Source organism: Streptomyces sp. NPDC058092 (assembly GCF_042884935.1).
Taxonomy (GTDB): Bacteria; Actinomycetota; Actinomycetes; order Streptomycetales; family Streptomycetaceae; genus Streptomyces.
The window spans coordinates 91,346-108,693 of record NZ_JBHVSY010000006.1 but is presented as its reverse complement, the minus strand read 5'-3'; the positions used below and the strand labels follow the sequence as shown (position 1 = coordinate 108,693).

The window sequence follows — 17,348 nt, the reverse complement described above, 5'->3', positions numbered from 1 at the left end:
AGGAACCATCCAGTCTTGGTCGCTACTGCCGGGTACGGGGGCACGTGTTCCCACAGGAATAGGACCTGGTCGTTGGAGGCTTGACGACAGCCTTGACGCTGCGAAAGGCATACTGTAGACAATATTCTGTCGACGTGACGTGACATCGTCTCCCGTTTCTCCCGCTCAGCCCGCTCGGCCCGCTCAGCCTGGTCGGGGCCGCGATGCGCCGCGACGGCGTCCGCGTCCTCAGCCCCCGCGGTGACTTCACCCCGCGCCCCTCGGCCACCGACGACCCTTCGGAAGTGGGGCCCGTCGACTGCGTGCTCCTCGGTCTCAAGGCCAACTCCCATGCCGCGCCGGGCCCGTTGGCCCATCCGCTGCTGCACGGGGACACCGCGGCCATCGCCGCACAGAACGGCATCCCGTGGTGGTACTTCCACGGGATCGACGGCCCGCACGCCGGACGGCGCATCAACAGCGTCGACCCGGCGGGCACGATCAGCGCCACCCGGCCGCTCGAGCGCGCCATCGGCTGCGTCGTCCACGCCGCCACAGAGATCGAAGCATGGGGCGTCGTACGCCATCTGGAAGGCACCCGGTTCTCCATCGGGGTGCCGGACCGGACCGTATCGCAGCCGCGCCTTCAGCGAAGCCATGGTCGAGGGCGGACTCAAGTGCCCGGTCGAGCCGGATCTCCGCAACGACATCTGGATCAAAATGATCGGGAACATCTCCTTCAACCCGATCAGCACGCTCTCCCGGGCCGCCATGGGCCAGATCTGCCGCCATCCGGACACCCGCGCACTGGTCGAGGCGATGATGCGCGAAACCCTCGATGTCGCGGCCGCCGTCGGCTGCCGGCCCAGCATCTCCGTGGCGGGCCGCGGTTTCGACGCCCACATCTCCCCGAGCACGACACGCCGCTCACCGATTCGGCGTGCGTCTACTGCGGCAACTGCTGCAACTGCTGCAACTGCATCGAGGTGTGTCCCACCGGGGCGCTCTCCTTCAAGTCCGAATTCGACATGCGCGCGGCCGGGACCTGGGACGAACAGGCCCAGACGGAGACCACCACCATCTGCGCGTACTGCGGAGTCGGCTGCAATGTCACACTCCACGTACAGGACAATGAGATCGTCAAGGTCACCTCTCCGCACGACAATCCGGTGACTCACGGCAACCTCTGCATCAAGGGCCGGTTCGGCTTCCAACACGTACAGAATCGGGTTCAACCGCTATGGGACGGGTCACCGAGCGCCGCCGCACCATCCGCATCCGGGACGGGGTGGTCTCCACGCGCCCCGACACGCTCGTCGCCGAGGAGCCCCTGGAGATCCGGCTGAACGGCAAGCCGCTCGCCATCACGATGCGCACGCCGGGCGACGACTTCGCGCTGGCGGCGGGCTTTCTGGTGAGCGAGGGCGTGATCGGTGACGGCTCCGAGGTCCAGTCGATCGTCTACTGCGCCGGGGCCACGGCGGACGGCGTGAACACGTACAACGTCGTGGATGTGAAGCTCGCGCCCGGTGTCCCGGTTCCCGACATCACCCTCGAACGCAATGTGTACACCACGTCGTCCTGCGGGCTGTGCGGCAAGGCGAGCCTGGACGCGGTACGCACCACGACCCGCCATCCGATCGCCGACACTCCCCCGGTCCGGGTCGAACCCGCGCTGCTCGCCAGCCTCCCCGACCAACTGCGGGCCGCGCAACAGGTCTTCGACCGGACCGGAGGCCTGCACGCGGCGGCGCTGTTCTCCGAGACGGGCGAGCTGCTCGACATCCGGGAGGACGTCGGCCGGCACAACGCGGTCGACAAGCTGGTCGGCCGGGCCCTGACCGACCACCGGCTGCCGCTGTCCCGGGCGATCCTGCTGGTGTCGGGGCGGGCCTCGTTCGAGCTGGCCCAGAAGGCGGTGATGGCCGGGATCCCGATGCTCGCGGCGGTCTCGGCGCCGTCGTCCCTCGCCGTCGATCTGGCGGCCGAGACCGGACTGACCCTGGTCGGTTTCCTGCGGGGTCCTTCCATGAACGTGTACGCGGGTGAGCACCGCATCACCCTGGAGGCGACGATCGGCCAGGGCTGAGGCCCCCCCGTCTGCACAGGTCAGGGGTCCGGCCGGCGGGAAGCGCCCCCTGCGCCGGCCGGTCCCACCCCTGAGCGGCGGTCCCGAGAGCTCCGCCCTCAGCTCACCGCGACCGGCTCCCGCGCCACCACGCCGTTCTGCTGGATTTCCTCCAGCGGGTCGCGCGAGCGGCGCTTGGCGATCACCGCGCACACCATCAACTGCATCTGGTGGAAGAGCATCAACGGCAGCACGGCGAGGGACGCCTGCGCCCCGAACAGGACGCTCGCCATCGGCAGCCCGGCGGCCAGGCTCTTCTTCGAGCCGGCGAACTGGATCGCGATCCGGTCCTCCCGGCCGAAGCCGAGCCGCTTCGTCCCGTACCAGGTCAGCGTCAGCATCAGCACGAGCAGCACCACTTCGGCACCGAGCAGCGCACCGAGCCTGGCCGGGGTGACCTGGTGCCAGATGCCCGCGACCATGCCCGCGCTGAACGCCGTGTAGACGACGAGCAGGATCGAGCCGCGGTCGACATGGCCGAGGACCTTCTTGTGGCGGGTGATGAAGCCGCCGATCCAACGGCGCAGCAGCTGCCCCGCGACGAACGGCAGCAGCAGCTGGACCCCGATCTTCAGCAGCGCGTCCGCCGAGAATCCGCCGCCGCTGTTGCCGAGCAGCGCCGCGGCGAGCAGCGGGGTGAGGAAGATCCCGGCGATCGAGGAGAAGGAGCCCGCGCAGATCGCCGCGGGCACATTGCCGCGGGCGATCGAGGTGAAGGCGATCGACGACTGGATCGTCGAGGGGACGAGGCAGAGGAAGAGGAAGCCGCTGTAGAGCTGCGGCGTCAGGACGTACGGCACCAGCCCCTTGCCCGCCAGTCCGAGCAGCGGAAAGGCCACGAAGGTACAGGCCAGGACGGTGAGATGGAGCCGCCAGTGCTTGAGTCCGTCGAGCGCCTCGGCGGTGGAGAGCCGGGCCCCGTACAGGAAGAAGAGCAGGGCGACGGCTCCGGTCGATGCGCCGCCCGCCACCTCCGCGGCAGTCCCCGACGCCGGCAGAACCGCCGCGAGTACGACCGTGCCGATCAGCGCCATGATGTAGGGGTCGATCGGCAGCCAGGACGGAAGTTTCAGGGTGCGGCGGCTCATCTGCTCCACTTGTTCTCTTGGTTCCGGTCGTGCCCTCCCCATGCTCCTCCCGACCCGAGCGATCGGGAATCCCGCATACCGCTCTCACTGTCATCACAGTTCGCGATAGCCTGGCACCATGTACGACCCCGCGCAGCTCCGTACCTTTCTCGCTGTCGCCCAGACCCTGAGCTTCACCCGGGCCGCCCGTCGGCTGGGGGTCCGGCAGTCCACGGTGAGCCAGCATGTGCGGCGCCTGGAGGATGCGGCGGGGCGTCAGCTGTTCACCCGGGACACGCACCGGGTCGATCTCACCCCGGACGGTGAGGCGATGCTCGGTTTCGCCCGGACGATACTTGAGGCCCATGAGCGGGCGGCGGCCTTCTTCACCGGCACGCGACTGCGCGGGCGGCTGCGGTTCGGGGCGTCCGAGGACTTCGTGCTGACCCGGCTGCCGGAGATCCTGGAGTCGTTCCGCCGCGACCACCCGGAGGTCGAGCTGGAGCTGACGGTGGCGCTCTCCGGGACGCTGCACCAGCGGCTCGCGGCGGGCCGGCTCGATCTGGTGCTCGCCAAGCGGCGCGTCGGCGACACGCACGGAGAGCTGGTCTGGCAGGACGCGCTGACGTGGATCGGCGCTCCGCGGCTGCGGATCGACCCGGACGGTCCGGTTCCGCTGGTCCTCTTCCCGCCGCCGGGCATCACCCGGGCCCGCGCCCTGGAGGTCCTGGAGGAGCACGGCCGGGCCTGGCGGATCGCCTGTACGAGCACCAGCCTGAGCGGGCTGATCGCGGCGGCCCGTGCGGGGCTGGGCGTGATGGCTCACAGCCGTGGGCTGATCCCGCCGGGTCTGGCGCCGGTGCCGGCCGGAGCGGGGCTGCCGGAGCTCGGGGATGTGGACTTCGTCCTGCTGCACGGCCCCCGCCGGGACAGGGCGCAGGCGGCCGCGGACGCCCTGGCGGCGGCGATCCTGGCGGGCGGCGACCGGCTGATCCGCGGACCAACACCCACGTAACCGCCCGGAACGGGAGTGATTATGGCGTACAGATTTGGTGGAGATTCCCGCGTCGGCCGCTTACTCCGCGGTCTCAGCCACGCCCGAGCCTTGCCCATCTGGCCGGATTTCGGTGGCTGACCTGTGCATATGCCACATGGTCCGCCGGTACGGGGCCCTCCCGCCGCGCCGTCCGTTGGGGTAGCGTCACGGCGCTGTGCGGAGCGCCACAAGGAGCAGGTCATTGCGCGAGTTCACTGTCCCACCCATGGCGGCCGCGCCCCTCGTAGGAGGGCTGGCCGATGTGGTGTTCGACTACGCCGAGGAGGATCCGGACCGGGTCGCGCTCGGCCGAAAAGACGCGAGCGGACGCTGGCGGGATGTCACCGCGGCGACGTTCCGCGACGAGGTGCTGGCGCTCGCCAAGGGCCTGATCGCACACGGCGTCCGATTCGGCGACCGGGTGGCTCTGATGTCGCGGACGCGCTACGAGTGGACGCTCTTCGACTTCGCGCTGTGGACGGTCGGCGCCCGGTCCGTACCGGTCTATCCGACGTCCTCGGCCGAGCAGGTCCGCTGGATGCTGCACGATGCCGATGTGTCCGCCGTCATGGTCGAGCACGAGGACCACGCGATGACGATCGCGTCGGTGATCGGCCAGCTGCCCGGGCTCAAGCGGCTCTGGCAGCTGGACGCGGACGCGGTGAACGAGCTGCTCGACGCGGGCACCCGGGTCGAGGACGAGGTGGTGCACCGCCACCGGCGCGCGGTGACGCCCGAGTCGGTGGCGACGATCATCTACACCTCGGGGACGACGGGACGACCCAAGGGCTGTGTGATCACGCACGCCAACTTCATGTTCGAGACGGACACCATGGCCTCGCGCTGGGAGCCGGTCTTCCACTCCAAGCCGGGCGACGAGGCGGCCACCCTCCTCTTCCTGCCGCTGGCGCATGTCTTCGGCCGGATGGTGGAGCTCGCCGCGGTCCGCGGCCGGGTGAAGCTGGGCCATCAGCCGGAGCTGTCGGCGAAGGCCCTGATGCCGGATCTGGTGTCGTTCCGGCCGACGTTCATCCTGGCGGTGCCGTACATCTTCGAGAAGGTCTTCAACGGCGCGCGGCGCAAGGCCGAGGCGGAGGGCCGGGTCGGGGCGTTCGACAAGGCCGTGGACATCGCGGTGAAGTACGCCGAGGCAGTGGAGGCGCGGGCGTTCGGGACCGGTCCCGGGCCGTCCGCCGGGCTGCGGATGCAGCACCAGTTCTTCGACAAGGTCGTGTACAGGAAGGTGCGCGAGGCGATGGGCGGCCGGATCCGGCACGCCATGTCCGGTGGTTCGGGCATGGAGCGGCAGCTCGGGCTGTTCTTCGCGGGCGCGGGCGTCACCGTGTACGAGGGGTACGGGCTGACCGAGTCGACCGCGGCGGCCACCGCCAATCCGCCGGAGCGCACCCGGTACGGCACGGTCGGGCAGCCGATCCCCGGCACGACCGTGCACATCGCGGAGGACGGCGAGGTGTGGGTGCACGGCGACAATGTGTTCGCGGGCTATCTCGGCGCCCCGGAGGCCACCGACGCGGTGCTGCGGGAGGGCTGGCTGGCCACCGGGGACCTGGGGGCGCTCGACGAGGACGGCTATCTGACGATCACCGGGCGGAAAAAGGAGATCCTGGTGACGTCGGGCGGCAAGAGTGTGTCGCCGACCGGTCTGGAGGAGCGGGTGCGGGCGCATCCGCTGGTCGCGCAGTGCATCGTGGTCGGCAACGACCGGCCCTACGTCGCCGCGCTGGTCACGGTCGACCAGGAGTCGGTGGACCACTGGCTCGCCATGCAGGGGCGGGCGCCCCTGCGGCCGGAGGAGCTGGTGCGGGATCCGGACCTGGAGATGGAGGTCCGGCGTGCGGTGGTCGCCGCCAATACGGCGGTGTCGCAGGCCGAGTCGATCCGTACGTTCCGGATCCTGGCGCATCCGTTCAGCGAGGAGCACGGCCTGCTCACGCCGTCGCTGAAGCTGAAGCGCAAGGCGATCGAGACGGCGTACGCGGCGGAGGTCGACGCGCTGTACCGCTGAGGCACGGCCGGCCGTGCCCCAGCGGTACGGCGCGTGCTACGTGATCGAGACGCGGAACAGCTTGTCCGCACCGTCCGGCTGGTTCCCCTTGTTGTCGCAGTTGGTGGTGGAGAGCCACAGCTGGTCCTGGCCGGGCACCTTGGTGACCGTGCGCAGCCGGCCGTACGTACCGACGTAGTACGCGGTCGGCGTGCCGACGTTCCCGGTGTCACCGCTGATCGGCACCCGCCACAGCCGCTCGCCCCTCAGCGTGGCCATGTATATGACGTTGCGGACGATGGCGATTCCGCTGGGCGAGGCTTCGGAGACGGTCCAGGTCTTCTTCGGGTTGGTCATGCCGGCGGTGGAGCAGCTGCCCTCGCAGACGGGCCAGCCGTAGTTCTTGCCCGGCTCGATGAGGTTGAGCTCGTCCTTCTTGCTGTCGCCGAACTCCGCTTCCCACAGACGGCCGTTGCGGTCGAAGGCGAGGCCCTGCGGGTTGCGGTGGCCGTAGCTGTAGACGTAGTTGCCGAACGGGTTGCCCGGGGCGGGCCTGCCGTCCGTGGTCATCCGCAGGATCTTGCCGTTCAGCGAGTTCTTGTCCTGGGCGAGATCGGGGGTCTGGGCCTCGCCGGTCGAGGCGTACAGGTAGCCGTCGGGGCCGAAGGCGAGCCGTCCGCCGTTGTGGTACCTGCTCTTCTTGATCCCCTGGAGCAGGACCGTGTATCCGCCGAGCGAGCTGCCGTCGTACGTCATGCGGGCGACGCGGTTGCCCTCGGAGGCGGTGTGCATGAAGTACACGTAGTGGTTGGTGGACCACTTCGGGTCGACGGCGACGCCCAGCAGGCCGCCCTCGCCGTCGGTCGTGACCGCGCCCGGCACGGTGCCGACCTGGGTCCTGGTGCCGCCGGGGGTGACCTCGAAGACCTTGAAGCTGTCCCGTTCGGTCGCCAGCGCGGTCTTGCCGTCGGGCATCCAGTCGGTGCCCCAGGGGATGGACCAGCCGGTGGAGACGGTGGTGATGCCCGACGGCACGCCTCCGTCGGTGGCACAGGGCGGGGTGGTGAAGGTGACCGTGTTGCCCGGCGGGGAGGCGTTGCCCGCCGCGTCCTTGGCGGCGACGCCCAGGGTGTAGGGGCTGGCGCAGGCGAGCCCGGTGAGGGTGGTCGTGGTGGCCGGCGGGGTGCCGGTGACGATCTTGTAGACGGTACTGCCGCTGCGTACCTCGTAGGCGGTGACGGCCTTGTCGTCCGTCGACGCCCCCCAGTTCAGGACGACGCTGTTCGCGGTGAGGCCCGAGGTGGACAGGGTGCCGGGTGCGGAGGGTGCGGTGGTGTCGGAGCTGCGGAGGGTGGTGCAGTCCACGATGGGACTGACCGACGACACATTGCCGGCCGCGTCACGCGCGAACAATGTGATGTTGTACGTGGTGTCGGGGGTGAGCCCGGTCAGGTTCTTCGTCGTGGCGGTGCCCGCGGCCTCGGCGAGCTTGTTGCCGTGTTCGTAGATGTCGTACGCGGCGACGCCCACGTTGTCCGTCGCGGCGCCCCAGTTCAGCGTGAGGCTGTTCTCGGTGATCGCCGTGCAGCTGGGCTGTCCGGGTGCGGTGGGTGCCTCGGTGTTCGAGGAGGTGACGGTGAAGTCGATGTAGTCGAGGTTGGGCAGTCCGTCGGCCGTCGTGGACGTCAGCCGGATCTTGTTGCTGCCCGCCTCGACCGGGGCGGTGAGGGTGGAGGTGGCCCAGGTGTTCCAGTCGGTGGTGGCCTTGAAGGCGCGGGCGGCCGAGACGACCGTGCCGCCCACGGCGACGTCGGCGGGCCTGGTGGCCGCCGTGCCGTTGGAGTAGCGGATGGCGATCTGTCCGGTCCCCGCGGAGGCCGCGGTGACGGTGAACTCGACATAGCTGCCGGTGACGTTGTCGCCGTTGACGAAGCCGGTCCCGGAGTAGCCGGAGTGGTTGGACTCGGCGGCGCCCTTGACGATGGTCGCGGACTCCGCCTCGTACCGGGTGGCGGCCGCGGAGGCGGATTGCGGGACCGCCTGCACCAGGGCCGTACAGAGCAGCATGACCGCGAGGGCGGCCACTCTGCCCCGTAACGTGGTGTGCGTTCTGACCTGCATCTGAACCTCCGTCAGGGAACCCAGTAGTTACCGGATGCGACGATCATCGACTGGAGTTGGACGCTCCCGCCGTAGTAGAGCTGCGGGTCGATCGAGGTGGTGGCGAGCTTGTTCCAGAGGGCGTCGAGCCAGGCCTGGGAGCCGGGGTCGGTCAGCGCGGTCACGGCGAACGGGGCGGTGAACGCCATGTCGTCGCCGCTGTCGAAGGCGGTGCCGCTGAGGTGGTAACCGGTGACGATCTTGTTCGGGTCGCCGCCGGTCTTCGACTTGATCCAGGAGTTGAGCTTGCGCGCCGAGGCGAGCAAGGCTGCGTCTCCGCTGGTGACTGCGTCGGCACCGATGCGCCACGGGTCGCGGCAGGCGTTCCAGGAGTAGTCGCCGTCGTTGGGTCCTTCGAGCACCTCGCCCGCGGCAGGCTTGGGGGTGGTGTTGGTGCTGACGACGAAGTCCGCCAACAGACCGGTGTTCGCAGCGTACTTGGACTGCTGAGAGGTGATCAGGCTCTGGTGCGCGGTGCGCACGGTGTCCCAGGTGCTGTCGCCCGTCGCCGTCTTGAAGGCGCGGAAGTGGTCGGTCATCCAGTCCGAGGAGCGGCTCATCCAGTAGTGGGACTCACCGGAGTCCGACCAGTCACCGAGCAGCATGAGGTGGGTGGTCGGGTTGACCTCGCTCTTCTTGATGGCGTTGATGTGCTTGACCGCGAGATCCTTGTAGTTGTACGTACCCGTGGACCCCCACTGCTTGTCCGCGAGCAGCAGCCCGTAGGCGACGTCGAGGTCCCCGTCCGTCGCCGAGTCGGAGCCGTCGACGCTCTTGCAGGAGGCGTCCTGCTCGGCGGCAAGAAGGTTGGCGTTGTTGACCGAGGGGTGCGCGAGCAGGTACTTCACCATGCCGTCGAAGACGGTCTTCGCCTCCGGGTCGGCTCCCGCCATCGTCGCGGTGACGACCATGCCGTAGCCCTGGGCCTCGGCGACGTAGGGGTGGTCGGCGTCCGGCGAGATGACCTCGTACCAGCCGTTGCCGCAGTTCCTCCGGACGAACGCGGACTTCCAGGCGTTGTACGTCTTGATCACGGCCTGGTCGAGCGTGGACTGTGCGCCGGACGGCTTCAGCGTCCCTGCGGCGTACGGGAATCGGTGGCTGCCGAACGGCACCGCGGGACCGCCGGTCGCGGGGACGCCGGTGTCGAGGTAGTCGAGGTTGGGGCCGCCGTTCGCGGTGGTCGCGGTGGCCCGGACGGTGTTGGTTCCGGCGACGAGCTGGGCGGCGACGGTCTTCGTCGCCCAGGTGTCCCAGGACCCGGTCCCGTTGAACGCGACTCCGGAGGCGACGACCTTGCCGTTGACGCTGATGTCCATCGGGCGGTCGGTGGCGGTGCCGTTGGCGTAGCGGATGGCGAGCGAGGTGCTGCCCGCGGTGGCGTTCACCGTGAACTCCACGGACGATCCGGCGGTGTTGGTGTAGTCGACGAATCCGGTGCCGGAATAGCCCGTGTGGTTCGTCGCCACGGCCGCCTGCGAGAGCGTGGCGACCTCCGCCTCGTAACGGTTGTCCGCCGCGGCCGCGGGCGGCGTGGCGAGCAGGGGCAGCAGCAGTCCGGCGGCGACGAGTGCGGTGCCGCCGATGGTCGTTCTGCTCGTGATCGTGCGCATCGGACCTCCTCAGCCCTGGTACTGGACGACGATCTTGGTGAAGTCGTACGGCGACTGGGACACCCCGCTGCAGGCGTCCGCGTCACCGCCGGAGCCGCAGGCCCGGTCCCGGTTGACGGACCAGAAGGCGTACCGCGCGATGTGGTGCTGCTGCGCGTAGCCGAGGATGGTTCTGAAGTCGGTGGTGGTGACCGTCTCGTCCGACTCGTCGGTCTTCCCGTTCATCGAGGAGACCCCGATGTGCCGGTACGCGGCGTCGTCGCTGTACCCGTAGGCGCTCTTGACGGCGGCTTTCAGGCCGTCGAGTGCGCCGACCGTGGCCGCGCCCATGGTGCCGGTGTGTCCGCCGAAGTCGAAGGGCATGATGACCCAGCCATCGTTGTCGAGGCCGGCGGCCGCACCGCGTTTGATGAGGTCCTTGCCGTTGGCGTCGGGGCCGGTCGGGGTGGTCCCCATGGTCACGTACGTGACGATGCCCGGGTTCTTGGCCTTGACGATCTTCAGGGCGTCGACCACCCGCTGCCGCACGGTGGCTTTGGAGAACTCGGTGTCCTCGATGTCGATGTCCAGCGCCCTGAGATGGTAGGCGTTGATCACCTTCTGGTAGGCCCCGGCGAGCGCGGAGGCGCTGGAACACTTCTCGCCGAGCTTGTTGCCGCTCCAGCCGCCCGCCGAGACGACGATGTCGCCGCCGGCCGCCCGGATGGAGTCGATGGCGGCCTGGTCCGAGCCGCCGGTCAGCGCCCGGTCGCCGTCCCACTTCGGGTTGCAGGTGCCGTCCGAGAGGATGAAGGCGAGCGTGAACCACTTCACGCCCGTCGCCGCCATCACATCGGTCGGCTTCTGCGGGTTTCCCCAGCCCAGGTACTCGTAAGGGGCCGCCGCCATCGCTCCGGGGCCCGCGGCCACCGTGGCGGTGGACAGGGAGCCGGCCTCCGGGCCGTCGGCCTCCGAAGCGGCGGAGGCCTTGGGGATCTGGGCGAGCAGGGGCAGAAACAGACAGCTGAGTCCGGCGAGGACGGCCACGGTACGGCGTGGGGGGCGGTCAGCGTGCACGGGTGCTCCCTTCGGGGCGACGTTAGGAAAGGTTCCTAACCATCACTGCATGGGATTCCCTGAAGAACGATCTGTCAATGCTCCGCGCGGGCCCAAATCTCCATGCCCGTACGTGAGTTCGCAGGATTTCGGACAGCTCGGGCACGGACCGGCGGCATCGGAGCACGATCGGGGCAGGACCGGGTGAGGCCGAGGCCCGGCCAGGGCGCCCCCGGGCCCGACCGGCAGCGGCTGCCCCGGACACCGGGACGGCGGGGAATGCATGGCGCAGGCCGATCGTTGCTCAGGAGAATCCCAATCGACGACGTAAGGATCGACCGCTCGTGAGCAAGGTCCCCTCCATCACCCTCAACAACGGCGTCGAGATGCCGCAGCTCGGTTTCGGCGTCTGGCAGGTGCCTGACGACGAGGCCGCGAAGGCGGTCGCGACAGCCATCGAGTCCGGGTACCGGAGCATCGACACCGCCGCGATCTACGAGAACGAGGAGGGCACCGGCAGAGCCGTCGCGGCCTCCGGTGTCGCCCGCGAAGAGCTCTTCGTCACGACAAAGCTGTGGAACGCCGATCAGGGCTACGACTCCACCCTGCGCGCCTTCGACACCTCGCTCGACAAGCTGGGTCTGGAGTATGTCGATCTGTATCTGATCCACTGGCCCGTACCGGCCAAGAACGCGTACGTGGACACGTACAAGGCCTTCGAGAAGATCTACTCCGAGGGCCGCGCGAAGGCCATCGGCGTCTCGAACTTCCTCCCCGAGCACCTGGAACGCCTGCTCGGCGAGACCTCCGTGGTCCCGGTGATCAACCAGATCGAGCTCCACCCGCAGCTCCAGCAGGCCGAGTCGCGCGCGTTCCACGACAAGCACGGCATCGCGACCGAGGCCTGGTCGCCGCTGGGCCAGGGCAAGGGACTCCTGGAAGTGCCGACGGTCGTCGCGATCGCCCGGAAGCACGGCCGCACACCGGCCCAGGTGGTGCTCCGCTGGCACATCCAGACCGGCAATGTGGTGATCCCGAAGTCGGTGACGCCGTCCCGGATCGTGGAGAACCTCGATGTGTTCGGCTTCGAGCTGGACGCCGACGACCTGGCCGCGTTCGCCGCGCTGGACGAGGGCAAGCGCCTCGGCCCGAATCCCGGTGAGTTCAACCTCGGCGCCTGAGCCCTGTCATCGCGCCGTTGACGCACATGGACCGCCGCCCGGCTGCCGAGCCGGGCGGCGGTCCGTTCCGCAGGAAGGAACCGGAACATGAGCGGGGACACCGCGCCCGTCGTCGCGGCTGGTCGTTACCGGCTGCGCAATGTGGGCAGCGGACTGCTGCTGGAGGTGTACGGCTCCGCCAAGGGCGGTGGCGCCCCGGTGCAGCAGGGCAAGGAGAGCGGTTCGACGGCCCAGCACTGGCAGCTCTCACCCGTGCACGAGGGCGCGGCGCTGTACCACCTGGTCAACGTCCACAGCGGCAAGCGGCTGGACGTCGCCAACGCCTCCACCGAGAACGGCGCCGCGGTCCAGCAGTGGCGGGCCAACAACTACGGCGCCCAGGAATGGCTGATCGAGCGGCACCTGGAGGCGCCGGGGGTGGTGACGCTGGTCAGCTTCATCAGCGGACTCGTCCTGGAGGTCACCGACGGCAGCACGGCGGACGGTGCCCGTGTCCAGCAGTGGGAGGACACCGACTCCCCCAGCCAGTGGTGGCAGTTGGAGCCGGTGCGGGACACCGCCGGGGCATAGGCCGGAGACAGGCCGGCAGGCGGATGTGTGCGGACGCGCGGATGCGTGCGGACCGGAACTCGGGTGGCCGGCCTTCGGGGCCGTGCCGCTCGGACCGTCACCCACCTGGGCCAAGGCCCGCCGTCAGGTGCCTCCGAGCACCGCGGGGTTCCTCGGCCGCCGATATCCCGGCCGTACGGCCGGCCGGCTCCGTGGCAGCCGGGACGTGGGCGGCGTCTGCCGCGCCGACGCCACGTTCTGCCGCCCGGTCGCCGGGCCCCACCGAGGGCCGCAGGCCGAGAACGAGTCCGGAAGCCGAATCCCGGAGCCGGAGCCCGGTCCCGGAACCGGAAAGGAACCGGAACCGGAACCGGAACCGGAGCACGGTAGCAGCGTGCGGCGCGGCTGTTCCGGTCGGGCTGGCAGTGCCTCGCCGTCCGGCTTTAGTATGACCTGGCAGGTGTTTGGGTTTGTCAGTCGTCGTTCAGGTGTGGGCATCCGACCGGGTCGCTCCGATCGGATGCCCTGACTGGAGCCCCGGCCCGATTCCGGCGGGCCGGGGTTCTACGTCAACCGAGTGACTCGGTCACCAGTCCTGGTCACCGCGGTCGCGGTCACCGCGGTCACCGCGGTCGTCTTCGAAGCGGTGGATCACCCGGAAGCTGCCCACCACTCCGTTCTTGACCTTCAAGCCGCCCTTGACGCGCCCCGGGAACACCCCGTCGCTGGAGCTCCACGGTCCGACGGTGGCGATGGGGGCGCCGTTGTCGCAGGTGGCTCCGCGGAAGACCTCGACGGACCGGCGGCTGTCGTTGCGAATGTTGAGGCTCTTGGCGCCGAGGCCGCTGACCACGACCATGCAGCCGCCCGGCTCGGCGGAGTACGTCCGCTCGTTGATGTGGATGCGGCCCTCGAAGTGCTCACGGCGCTCTTCGAAACCACGACGCTCGTAGCCCCTGCCTTCGTTGCCCCTGCCCTCGTTGCCCTTGCCCTCATTGCCCTTGCCGGCGTCGCCCTTGCCGACGTCGCCGCCGTCGAGAGCCGAATAGGGAGAGGCCTGCTGGACGGCCGGGGCAGCCTGGACCGGCTCGGTGGGGGCGGCCGAGGCGTAGGTGATGCCGGTGGCCGCCAGTGCCGCAGCGGCCGCGACGGCGGCTGTAACGATGGTGGAACGGGTAACCATGTCGCTTCTCCTGTCTCAGAGAGGTCGGCTGAGCAGTCGACCCGTGAATGAACGTACTGACGGCCCTCATACCTGTCATATCGGACACGTTGAAGGTCGACGCCTGGACACCGTTCGAGGTACAAAAAGTACGCCATATGCTATTTCCATATAATTGGACGAGATGCCAATTGCCTTTATTCGTAGGCACATTGATCCGCTATTAGCCTGTCCAGGGGACTTTCTGATGCCCACTCACCCTGGCGGCAGCGTGTCTTCTATTGACACGGTCCGGGCAGCGGCCGGGGGCCGTGAATGCCGGTCATCCACGGCCCCGTCCGCGCTTGGCCGCCACGGGGTCCGCAGCTCATTCCACGGCGGCGTCGCCGCACGACAGCGCCGTGCCGGCCGGCTCGCGCCGGATGAGCTGGAAGGAGCTGGTCGGCGGGCGGTCAGCCGTCCAGCCAGCGCCTGAGGTCCTCGGTGTGCTCGCCGAGGCGTGGCGGTCGCCGTTCGTACCGCGGCGGGGTACGGGACAGCCCGATGGGGTTGGCCACCAGGCGCATGGGGTCGCCGGGGCCCACGTCGGCCGGCGTGACCCGCGGGGACAGGCCCAGGCGTTCGGCGAGATCGAAGGCGCCGGCGAGGTCGTTGACCGGACCGCAGGGCACCCCGAGCGGGGTGAGCAGGGCGAACCACTCGGCTGCGGTGCGCCGGGCGAGCCGTGCGGAGATCTCCTCGGCCAGCGCGTCGACGTGCGCGACCCGGTCCGCGTTCGACGCGAAGCGGGGGTCGGTGGCCAGCTCCGCGGCGCCCAGGCCCCGGCACAGGGCGTGGAACTGCCGGTCGTTGCCGACGGCGACGACCAGCGGCCGGTCCGCCGCCCGGTAGATCTCGTACGGGGCGATGGACGGGTGACGGTTGCCGAGGATGCCCGGCACCTGACCGGCCAGGGTGTAGCCGCCCGCCTGGTTCACCATGCTCGACAGAAGCGAGGACAGCAGATTGACCTCGACGTGCTGGCCGTCACCGGCCGCGTCGCGGTGGCGCAGCGCCGCCATGACGCCCACGGCCGCGTGCAGTCCGGTGAGCACGTCGACGAGCGCCACACCCGTCTTGACGGGCTGTCCCGGTGCGGGCCCGGTGACGCTCATCAGCCCGCCGACCGCCTGCAGCAGCAGGTCGTAGCCGGGCAGCGCGGCTCCTTCACCGGCTCCGAATCCGGTGACCGAGCAGTAGACGATGCCGGGGTTCAGCGCGTGGGCCTCCTCGTAGGAGAGCCCGTACTTGCCCATCGTGCCGGGCCGGAAGTTCTCGAAGAGCACATCGGCGCGACGCACCAGTTCGTGGGCGTGCCGGCGTCCTTCCGCCGTGCCGAGATCGAGGGTGAAGGACCGTTTGTTGCGGTTCACGGACAGGAAGTAGGTGGATTCGTCATGGGCGCGCGGCGGGCCCCAGGCCCGGGTGTCGTCGCCGGAGCCCGGACGTTCCACCTTGATGACGTCGGCGCCCAGGTCCGCGAGGAGCATCGTGGCGTACGGGGCGGCCAGCACCCGTCCGAAGTCGGCGACCACGACACCCGACAGGGGGCCGGGAACGGCGGCGGTCATCGGGTCACCGTCCGGGAGCCGCGTGCGTACGCCATGGCCGTGTCGGTAGGGACGTCCCGTGCGGCGCGGACCTGTTCACGTGGGTCGAAGCCGCTGTGCGGCGGTCCGGCGAAGAAGACATGCGGACCGGACCCGGCCGGCTCGGAGTCGCGCCACAGCGGGTCTTCACGGCGGGGCGCTTCGACAGCGGTGCGGCGTACGTGGGCGCCCTCGGCGCGCGGCAGGATGGCTGATGGGTGCTGCATGGGCTTCCTCTCGATACGCGTCCTCGCGTGAGGCGACGTGTCGTCGGCCGGGCCGGTGGCGGCCGGGCTCGCGAAGCCACATCGTGGGCCCACAGCACACGTCACCGCAGTGGACGAGATGTCCCACTCGGCTGCCGGGGAGCACTCCGATCCGTCCATGGGCGGTGCGGGGGGACGACCGAAGCAGCACGGCGCACCCGCCGCGAACGCGGCGAACCAGGCGCACGCAACTGCGCCGGAACAAAGGCACCGGCCCGCCCGGCCCCGTGGTGTCCCCGGAACCGCGCGGGTCGGCACAGGTCAGCCCGTACGGCCCCGTCGGTACAGGTCAGCCCCGTCGGCCCAGGTGCACCGTGCGCGCCATGAGCAGGAAGACATCGGGGCGGTGACGCAGTCCGGCCGGGTCCTCGGGGTCGAGGAGCCGGTCCAGTACGGCGACGTCCTCGGCCGAGAGCACCTCTTCGAACATCTCGCGCCGGCGGGTGAACTCGGCGATGACATGGTCGCGTGCGGGCTCCGCGAGTGGTGCCGGGAGGTCGAGCAGGAAACTGCGGGTGCCCTGCGGGTCCAGCCCCACCGCGGTGAACAGGGCGCTCCAGTCCTCGGTCTCCCGCTTGGTGCCGGGCAGCGACGCCCGCATGTCCTCGAACCAGTCCGCGGTGATCGCGTCGAGCCTGGCCTCCAGACCGGGCCGCCCCATGCCGATGTCGCGCGGGAGCTGGCGGGGCGGCAGACCGCCTTCGACCAGGGCGATGGTCCCGCCGGGGCGCAGCAGGGCGGCGAACCCGGCGAGGACGGCGCGCTGGTCGCCCATGTGATGCAGAGCGTTGCCCACCCAGATCAGATCCGCCTCCCCCAGCTCGTCGAGGCTCTCGGGGATCTCGGCCTGCTGGGTCCGTACGCGGTCGTCGAGACCGAGCCGCTGGGCACGGGCCCGGGTGCGTTCCAGAAGGGCCGGGGTGCCGTCGACGGCAACGACTTCGGCCTCGGGGAACACCTCGGCGAGGAGACAGGAGATCACGCCGGGGCCACTGCCGATGTCGAGCACCCTGCGCACGTGCGGGGCCGTGGGCCGGCCGGCGATCCAGCGGGCGGCCTCCTCGTACTGCGGGCGGCTGAGCTCGGCGTTCTGCTCCAGCAGCGGGCCCATGACGTCCCAGTCGAATTCGGTGGTGTCGTGGTGCTGCACGTGGGTGTGGTCGTTGTGCCGGTGGCCGTGAGTGGTGGCGTGCTGATGACCGTGGTCGGTGGGCTGGCTCATGTGGACAGCCTCACCACACATCGGCGTTCTGGCGAGATTTGTTGCCGGTTCGGCAACCCGCCGTGCCGGTACTCCTGGGGGCTGACGCCTCGGACGCGCTCGAAGGCGGCGCTGAACGCGAAGGACTGGCTGTATCCGGCCTTCCGTGCCACCGCTTCGACGGGGGCGTCCGTCTCCCGCGGCGGAGCCGCGGATCACGGCGTGCGGCGCGGACGGTCGGGCGGGTGCGGTGCACGAGCTGACCTGGTTGCGGCTGCTGACGTTCGAGGAGGCGGTGTCGGAGCCACCGCGGGCCGCGGGCGAGCGGTGCGGTGGCT

The 17,348-nt window shown here is 69.9% G+C and carries 13 protein-coding genes and 2 pseudogenes; 6 read left to right on the top strand and 9 right to left on the bottom strand.

Features of this window, described 5'->3' with window-relative positions; all coding sequences use genetic code 11:
• Positions 1–200: 200 nt before the first annotated feature.
• Together ACFVV1_RS12400 and fdhD are read left to right on the top strand one after the other, a co-directional pair.
• A pseudogene (locus ACFVV1_RS12400) lies at positions 201–1,208 on the top strand (2-dehydropantoate 2-reductase); the annotation flags it as partial.
• Between the two features lie 11 nt (positions 1,209–1,219).
• Positions 1,220–2,068, top strand: coding sequence for a formate dehydrogenase accessory sulfurtransferase FdhD (gene fdhD / locus ACFVV1_RS12395; protein WP_389988575.1), 849 nt, complete (start codon positions 1,220–1,222; stop codon positions 2,066–2,068).
• A gap of 98 nt (positions 2,069–2,166) precedes the next feature.
• On the opposite strand, the gene ACFVV1_RS12390 is transcribed toward fdhD, so the two are convergent.
• Positions 2,167–3,195: a bile acid:sodium symporter family protein gene (locus ACFVV1_RS12390; RefSeq protein WP_389988572.1), complete on the bottom strand. Its 1,029-nt coding sequence runs from the start codon at positions 3,193–3,195 to the stop codon at positions 2,167–2,169.
• Between the two features lie 118 nt (positions 3,196–3,313).
• Between ACFVV1_RS12390 and ACFVV1_RS12385 the strand changes: the two genes are divergently transcribed.
• Together ACFVV1_RS12385 and ACFVV1_RS12380 are read left to right on the top strand one after the other, a co-directional pair.
• Entirely contained in the window at positions 3,314–4,189 is an 876-nt protein-coding gene (locus tag ACFVV1_RS12385) for a LysR family transcriptional regulator (RefSeq protein ID WP_389988569.1), read from the top strand.
• A gap of 247 nt (positions 4,190–4,436) precedes the next feature.
• The gene (locus ACFVV1_RS12380; protein WP_389988566.1) at positions 4,437–6,236 is read left to right on the top strand and encodes an AMP-dependent synthetase/ligase; all 1,800 of its coding nucleotides are present in this window, start codon (positions 4,437–4,439) and stop codon (positions 6,234–6,236) included.
• Between the two features lie 36 nt (positions 6,237–6,272).
• Here ACFVV1_RS12380 and ACFVV1_RS12375 read toward each other — a convergent pair whose 3' ends face one another.
• The 3 genes from ACFVV1_RS12375 to ACFVV1_RS12365 all read right to left on the bottom strand — a co-directional run bounded on the left by ACFVV1_RS12375 (position 6,273) and on the right by ACFVV1_RS12365 (position 11,044).
• Positions 6,273–8,282, bottom strand: a complete 2,010-nt coding sequence (locus tag ACFVV1_RS12375; RefSeq protein WP_389988563.1) for a PQQ-dependent sugar dehydrogenase — start codon at positions 8,280–8,282, stop codon at positions 6,273–6,275.
• Between the two features lie 65 nt (positions 8,283–8,347).
• Positions 8,348–9,988, bottom strand: coding sequence for a glycosyl hydrolase family 8 (locus tag ACFVV1_RS12370; protein WP_389988560.1), 1,641 nt, complete (start codon positions 9,986–9,988; stop codon positions 8,348–8,350).
• Positions 9,989–9,997: 9 nt separating this feature from the next.
• Positions 9,998–11,044 carry a chitinase gene (locus ACFVV1_RS12365; protein WP_389988557.1) on the bottom strand — a complete coding sequence of 349 codons (1,047 nt, stop codon included), beginning with the start codon at positions 11,042–11,044 and terminating at the stop codon, positions 9,998–10,000.
• 323 nt (positions 11,045–11,367) lie between these two features.
• Between ACFVV1_RS12365 and ACFVV1_RS12360 the strand changes: the two genes are divergently transcribed.
• Positions 11,368–12,204, top strand: coding sequence for an aldo/keto reductase (locus ACFVV1_RS12360; protein ID WP_389988554.1), 837 nt, complete (start codon positions 11,368–11,370; stop codon positions 12,202–12,204).
• An 87-nt stretch (positions 12,205–12,291) separates the two neighbouring features.
• Positions 12,292–12,774, top strand: coding sequence for an RICIN domain-containing protein (locus tag ACFVV1_RS12355; RefSeq protein WP_389988550.1), 483 nt, complete (start codon positions 12,292–12,294; stop codon positions 12,772–12,774).
• Between the two features lie 565 nt (positions 12,775–13,339).
• Here the strand turns inward: ACFVV1_RS12355 and ACFVV1_RS12350 are convergent.
• The 5 genes and pseudogenes from ACFVV1_RS12350 to ACFVV1_RS12330 all read right to left on the bottom strand — a co-directional run.
• Positions 13,340–13,936 (bottom strand): hypothetical protein, encoded by a 597-nt coding sequence (locus ACFVV1_RS12350; protein WP_389988547.1) that lies wholly within the window; start codon positions 13,934–13,936, stop codon positions 13,340–13,342.
• A 431-nt stretch (positions 13,937–14,367) separates the two neighbouring features.
• A complete protein-coding gene (locus tag ACFVV1_RS12345) occupies positions 14,368–15,525 on the bottom strand; it encodes a CaiB/BaiF CoA transferase family protein (RefSeq protein WP_389988544.1) in 1,158 nt (385 codons plus the stop codon).
• On the bottom strand, positions 15,522–15,770 hold the full coding sequence (locus ACFVV1_RS12340; RefSeq protein WP_389988541.1) for a hypothetical protein: 249 nt from the start codon (positions 15,768–15,770) through the stop codon (positions 15,522–15,524). Before ACFVV1_RS12340 ends, ACFVV1_RS12345 begins: the two co-directional genes overlap by 4 nt.
• A 328-nt stretch (positions 15,771–16,098) precedes the next feature.
• A complete protein-coding gene (locus ACFVV1_RS12335; RefSeq protein WP_389988538.1) occupies positions 16,099–17,031 on the bottom strand; it encodes a class I SAM-dependent methyltransferase in 933 nt (310 codons plus the stop codon).
• Positions 17,028–17,210, bottom strand: a pseudogene (locus ACFVV1_RS12330) (AraC family transcriptional regulator); the annotation flags it as partial. The gene ACFVV1_RS12335 and the pseudogene ACFVV1_RS12330, both read right to left, overlap by 4 nt.
• Positions 17,211–17,348: the final 138 nt, after the last annotated feature.

Coding starts and splice junctions, on each gene's coding strand:
- fdhD (WP_389988575.1), top strand. CDS start 1,220: ATGGGACGGGTCACCGAGCGCCGCCGCACCATCCGCATCCGGGACGGG.
- ACFVV1_RS12390 (WP_389988572.1), bottom strand. CDS start 3,195: ATGAGCCGCCGCACCCTGAAACTTCCGTCCTGGCTGCCGATCGACCCC.
- ACFVV1_RS12385 (WP_389988569.1), top strand. CDS start 3,314: ATGTACGACCCCGCGCAGCTCCGTACCTTTCTCGCTGTCGCCCAGACC.
- ACFVV1_RS12380 (WP_389988566.1), top strand. CDS start 4,437: ATGGCGGCCGCGCCCCTCGTAGGAGGGCTGGCCGATGTGGTGTTCGAC.
- ACFVV1_RS12375 (WP_389988563.1), bottom strand. CDS start 8,282: ATGCTGCTCTGTACGGCCCTGGTGCAGGCGGTCCCGCAATCCGCCTCC.
- ACFVV1_RS12370 (WP_389988560.1), bottom strand. CDS start 9,988: ATGCGCACGATCACGAGCAGAACGACCATCGGCGGCACCGCACTCGTC.
- ACFVV1_RS12355 (WP_389988550.1), top strand. CDS start 12,292: ATGAGCGGGGACACCGCGCCCGTCGTCGCGGCTGGTCGTTACCGGCTG.
- ACFVV1_RS12350 (WP_389988547.1), bottom strand. CDS start 13,936: ATGGTTACCCGTTCCACCATCGTTACAGCCGCCGTCGCGGCCGCTGCG.
- ACFVV1_RS12345 (WP_389988544.1), bottom strand. CDS start 15,525: ATGACCGCCGCCGTTCCCGGCCCCCTGTCGGGTGTCGTGGTCGCCGAC.
- ACFVV1_RS12340 (WP_389988541.1), bottom strand. CDS start 15,770: ATGCAGCACCCATCAGCCATCCTGCCGCGCGCCGAGGGCGCCCACGTA.
- ACFVV1_RS12335 (WP_389988538.1), bottom strand. CDS start 17,031: ATGAGCCAGCCCACCGACCACGGTCATCAGCACGCCACCACTCACGGC.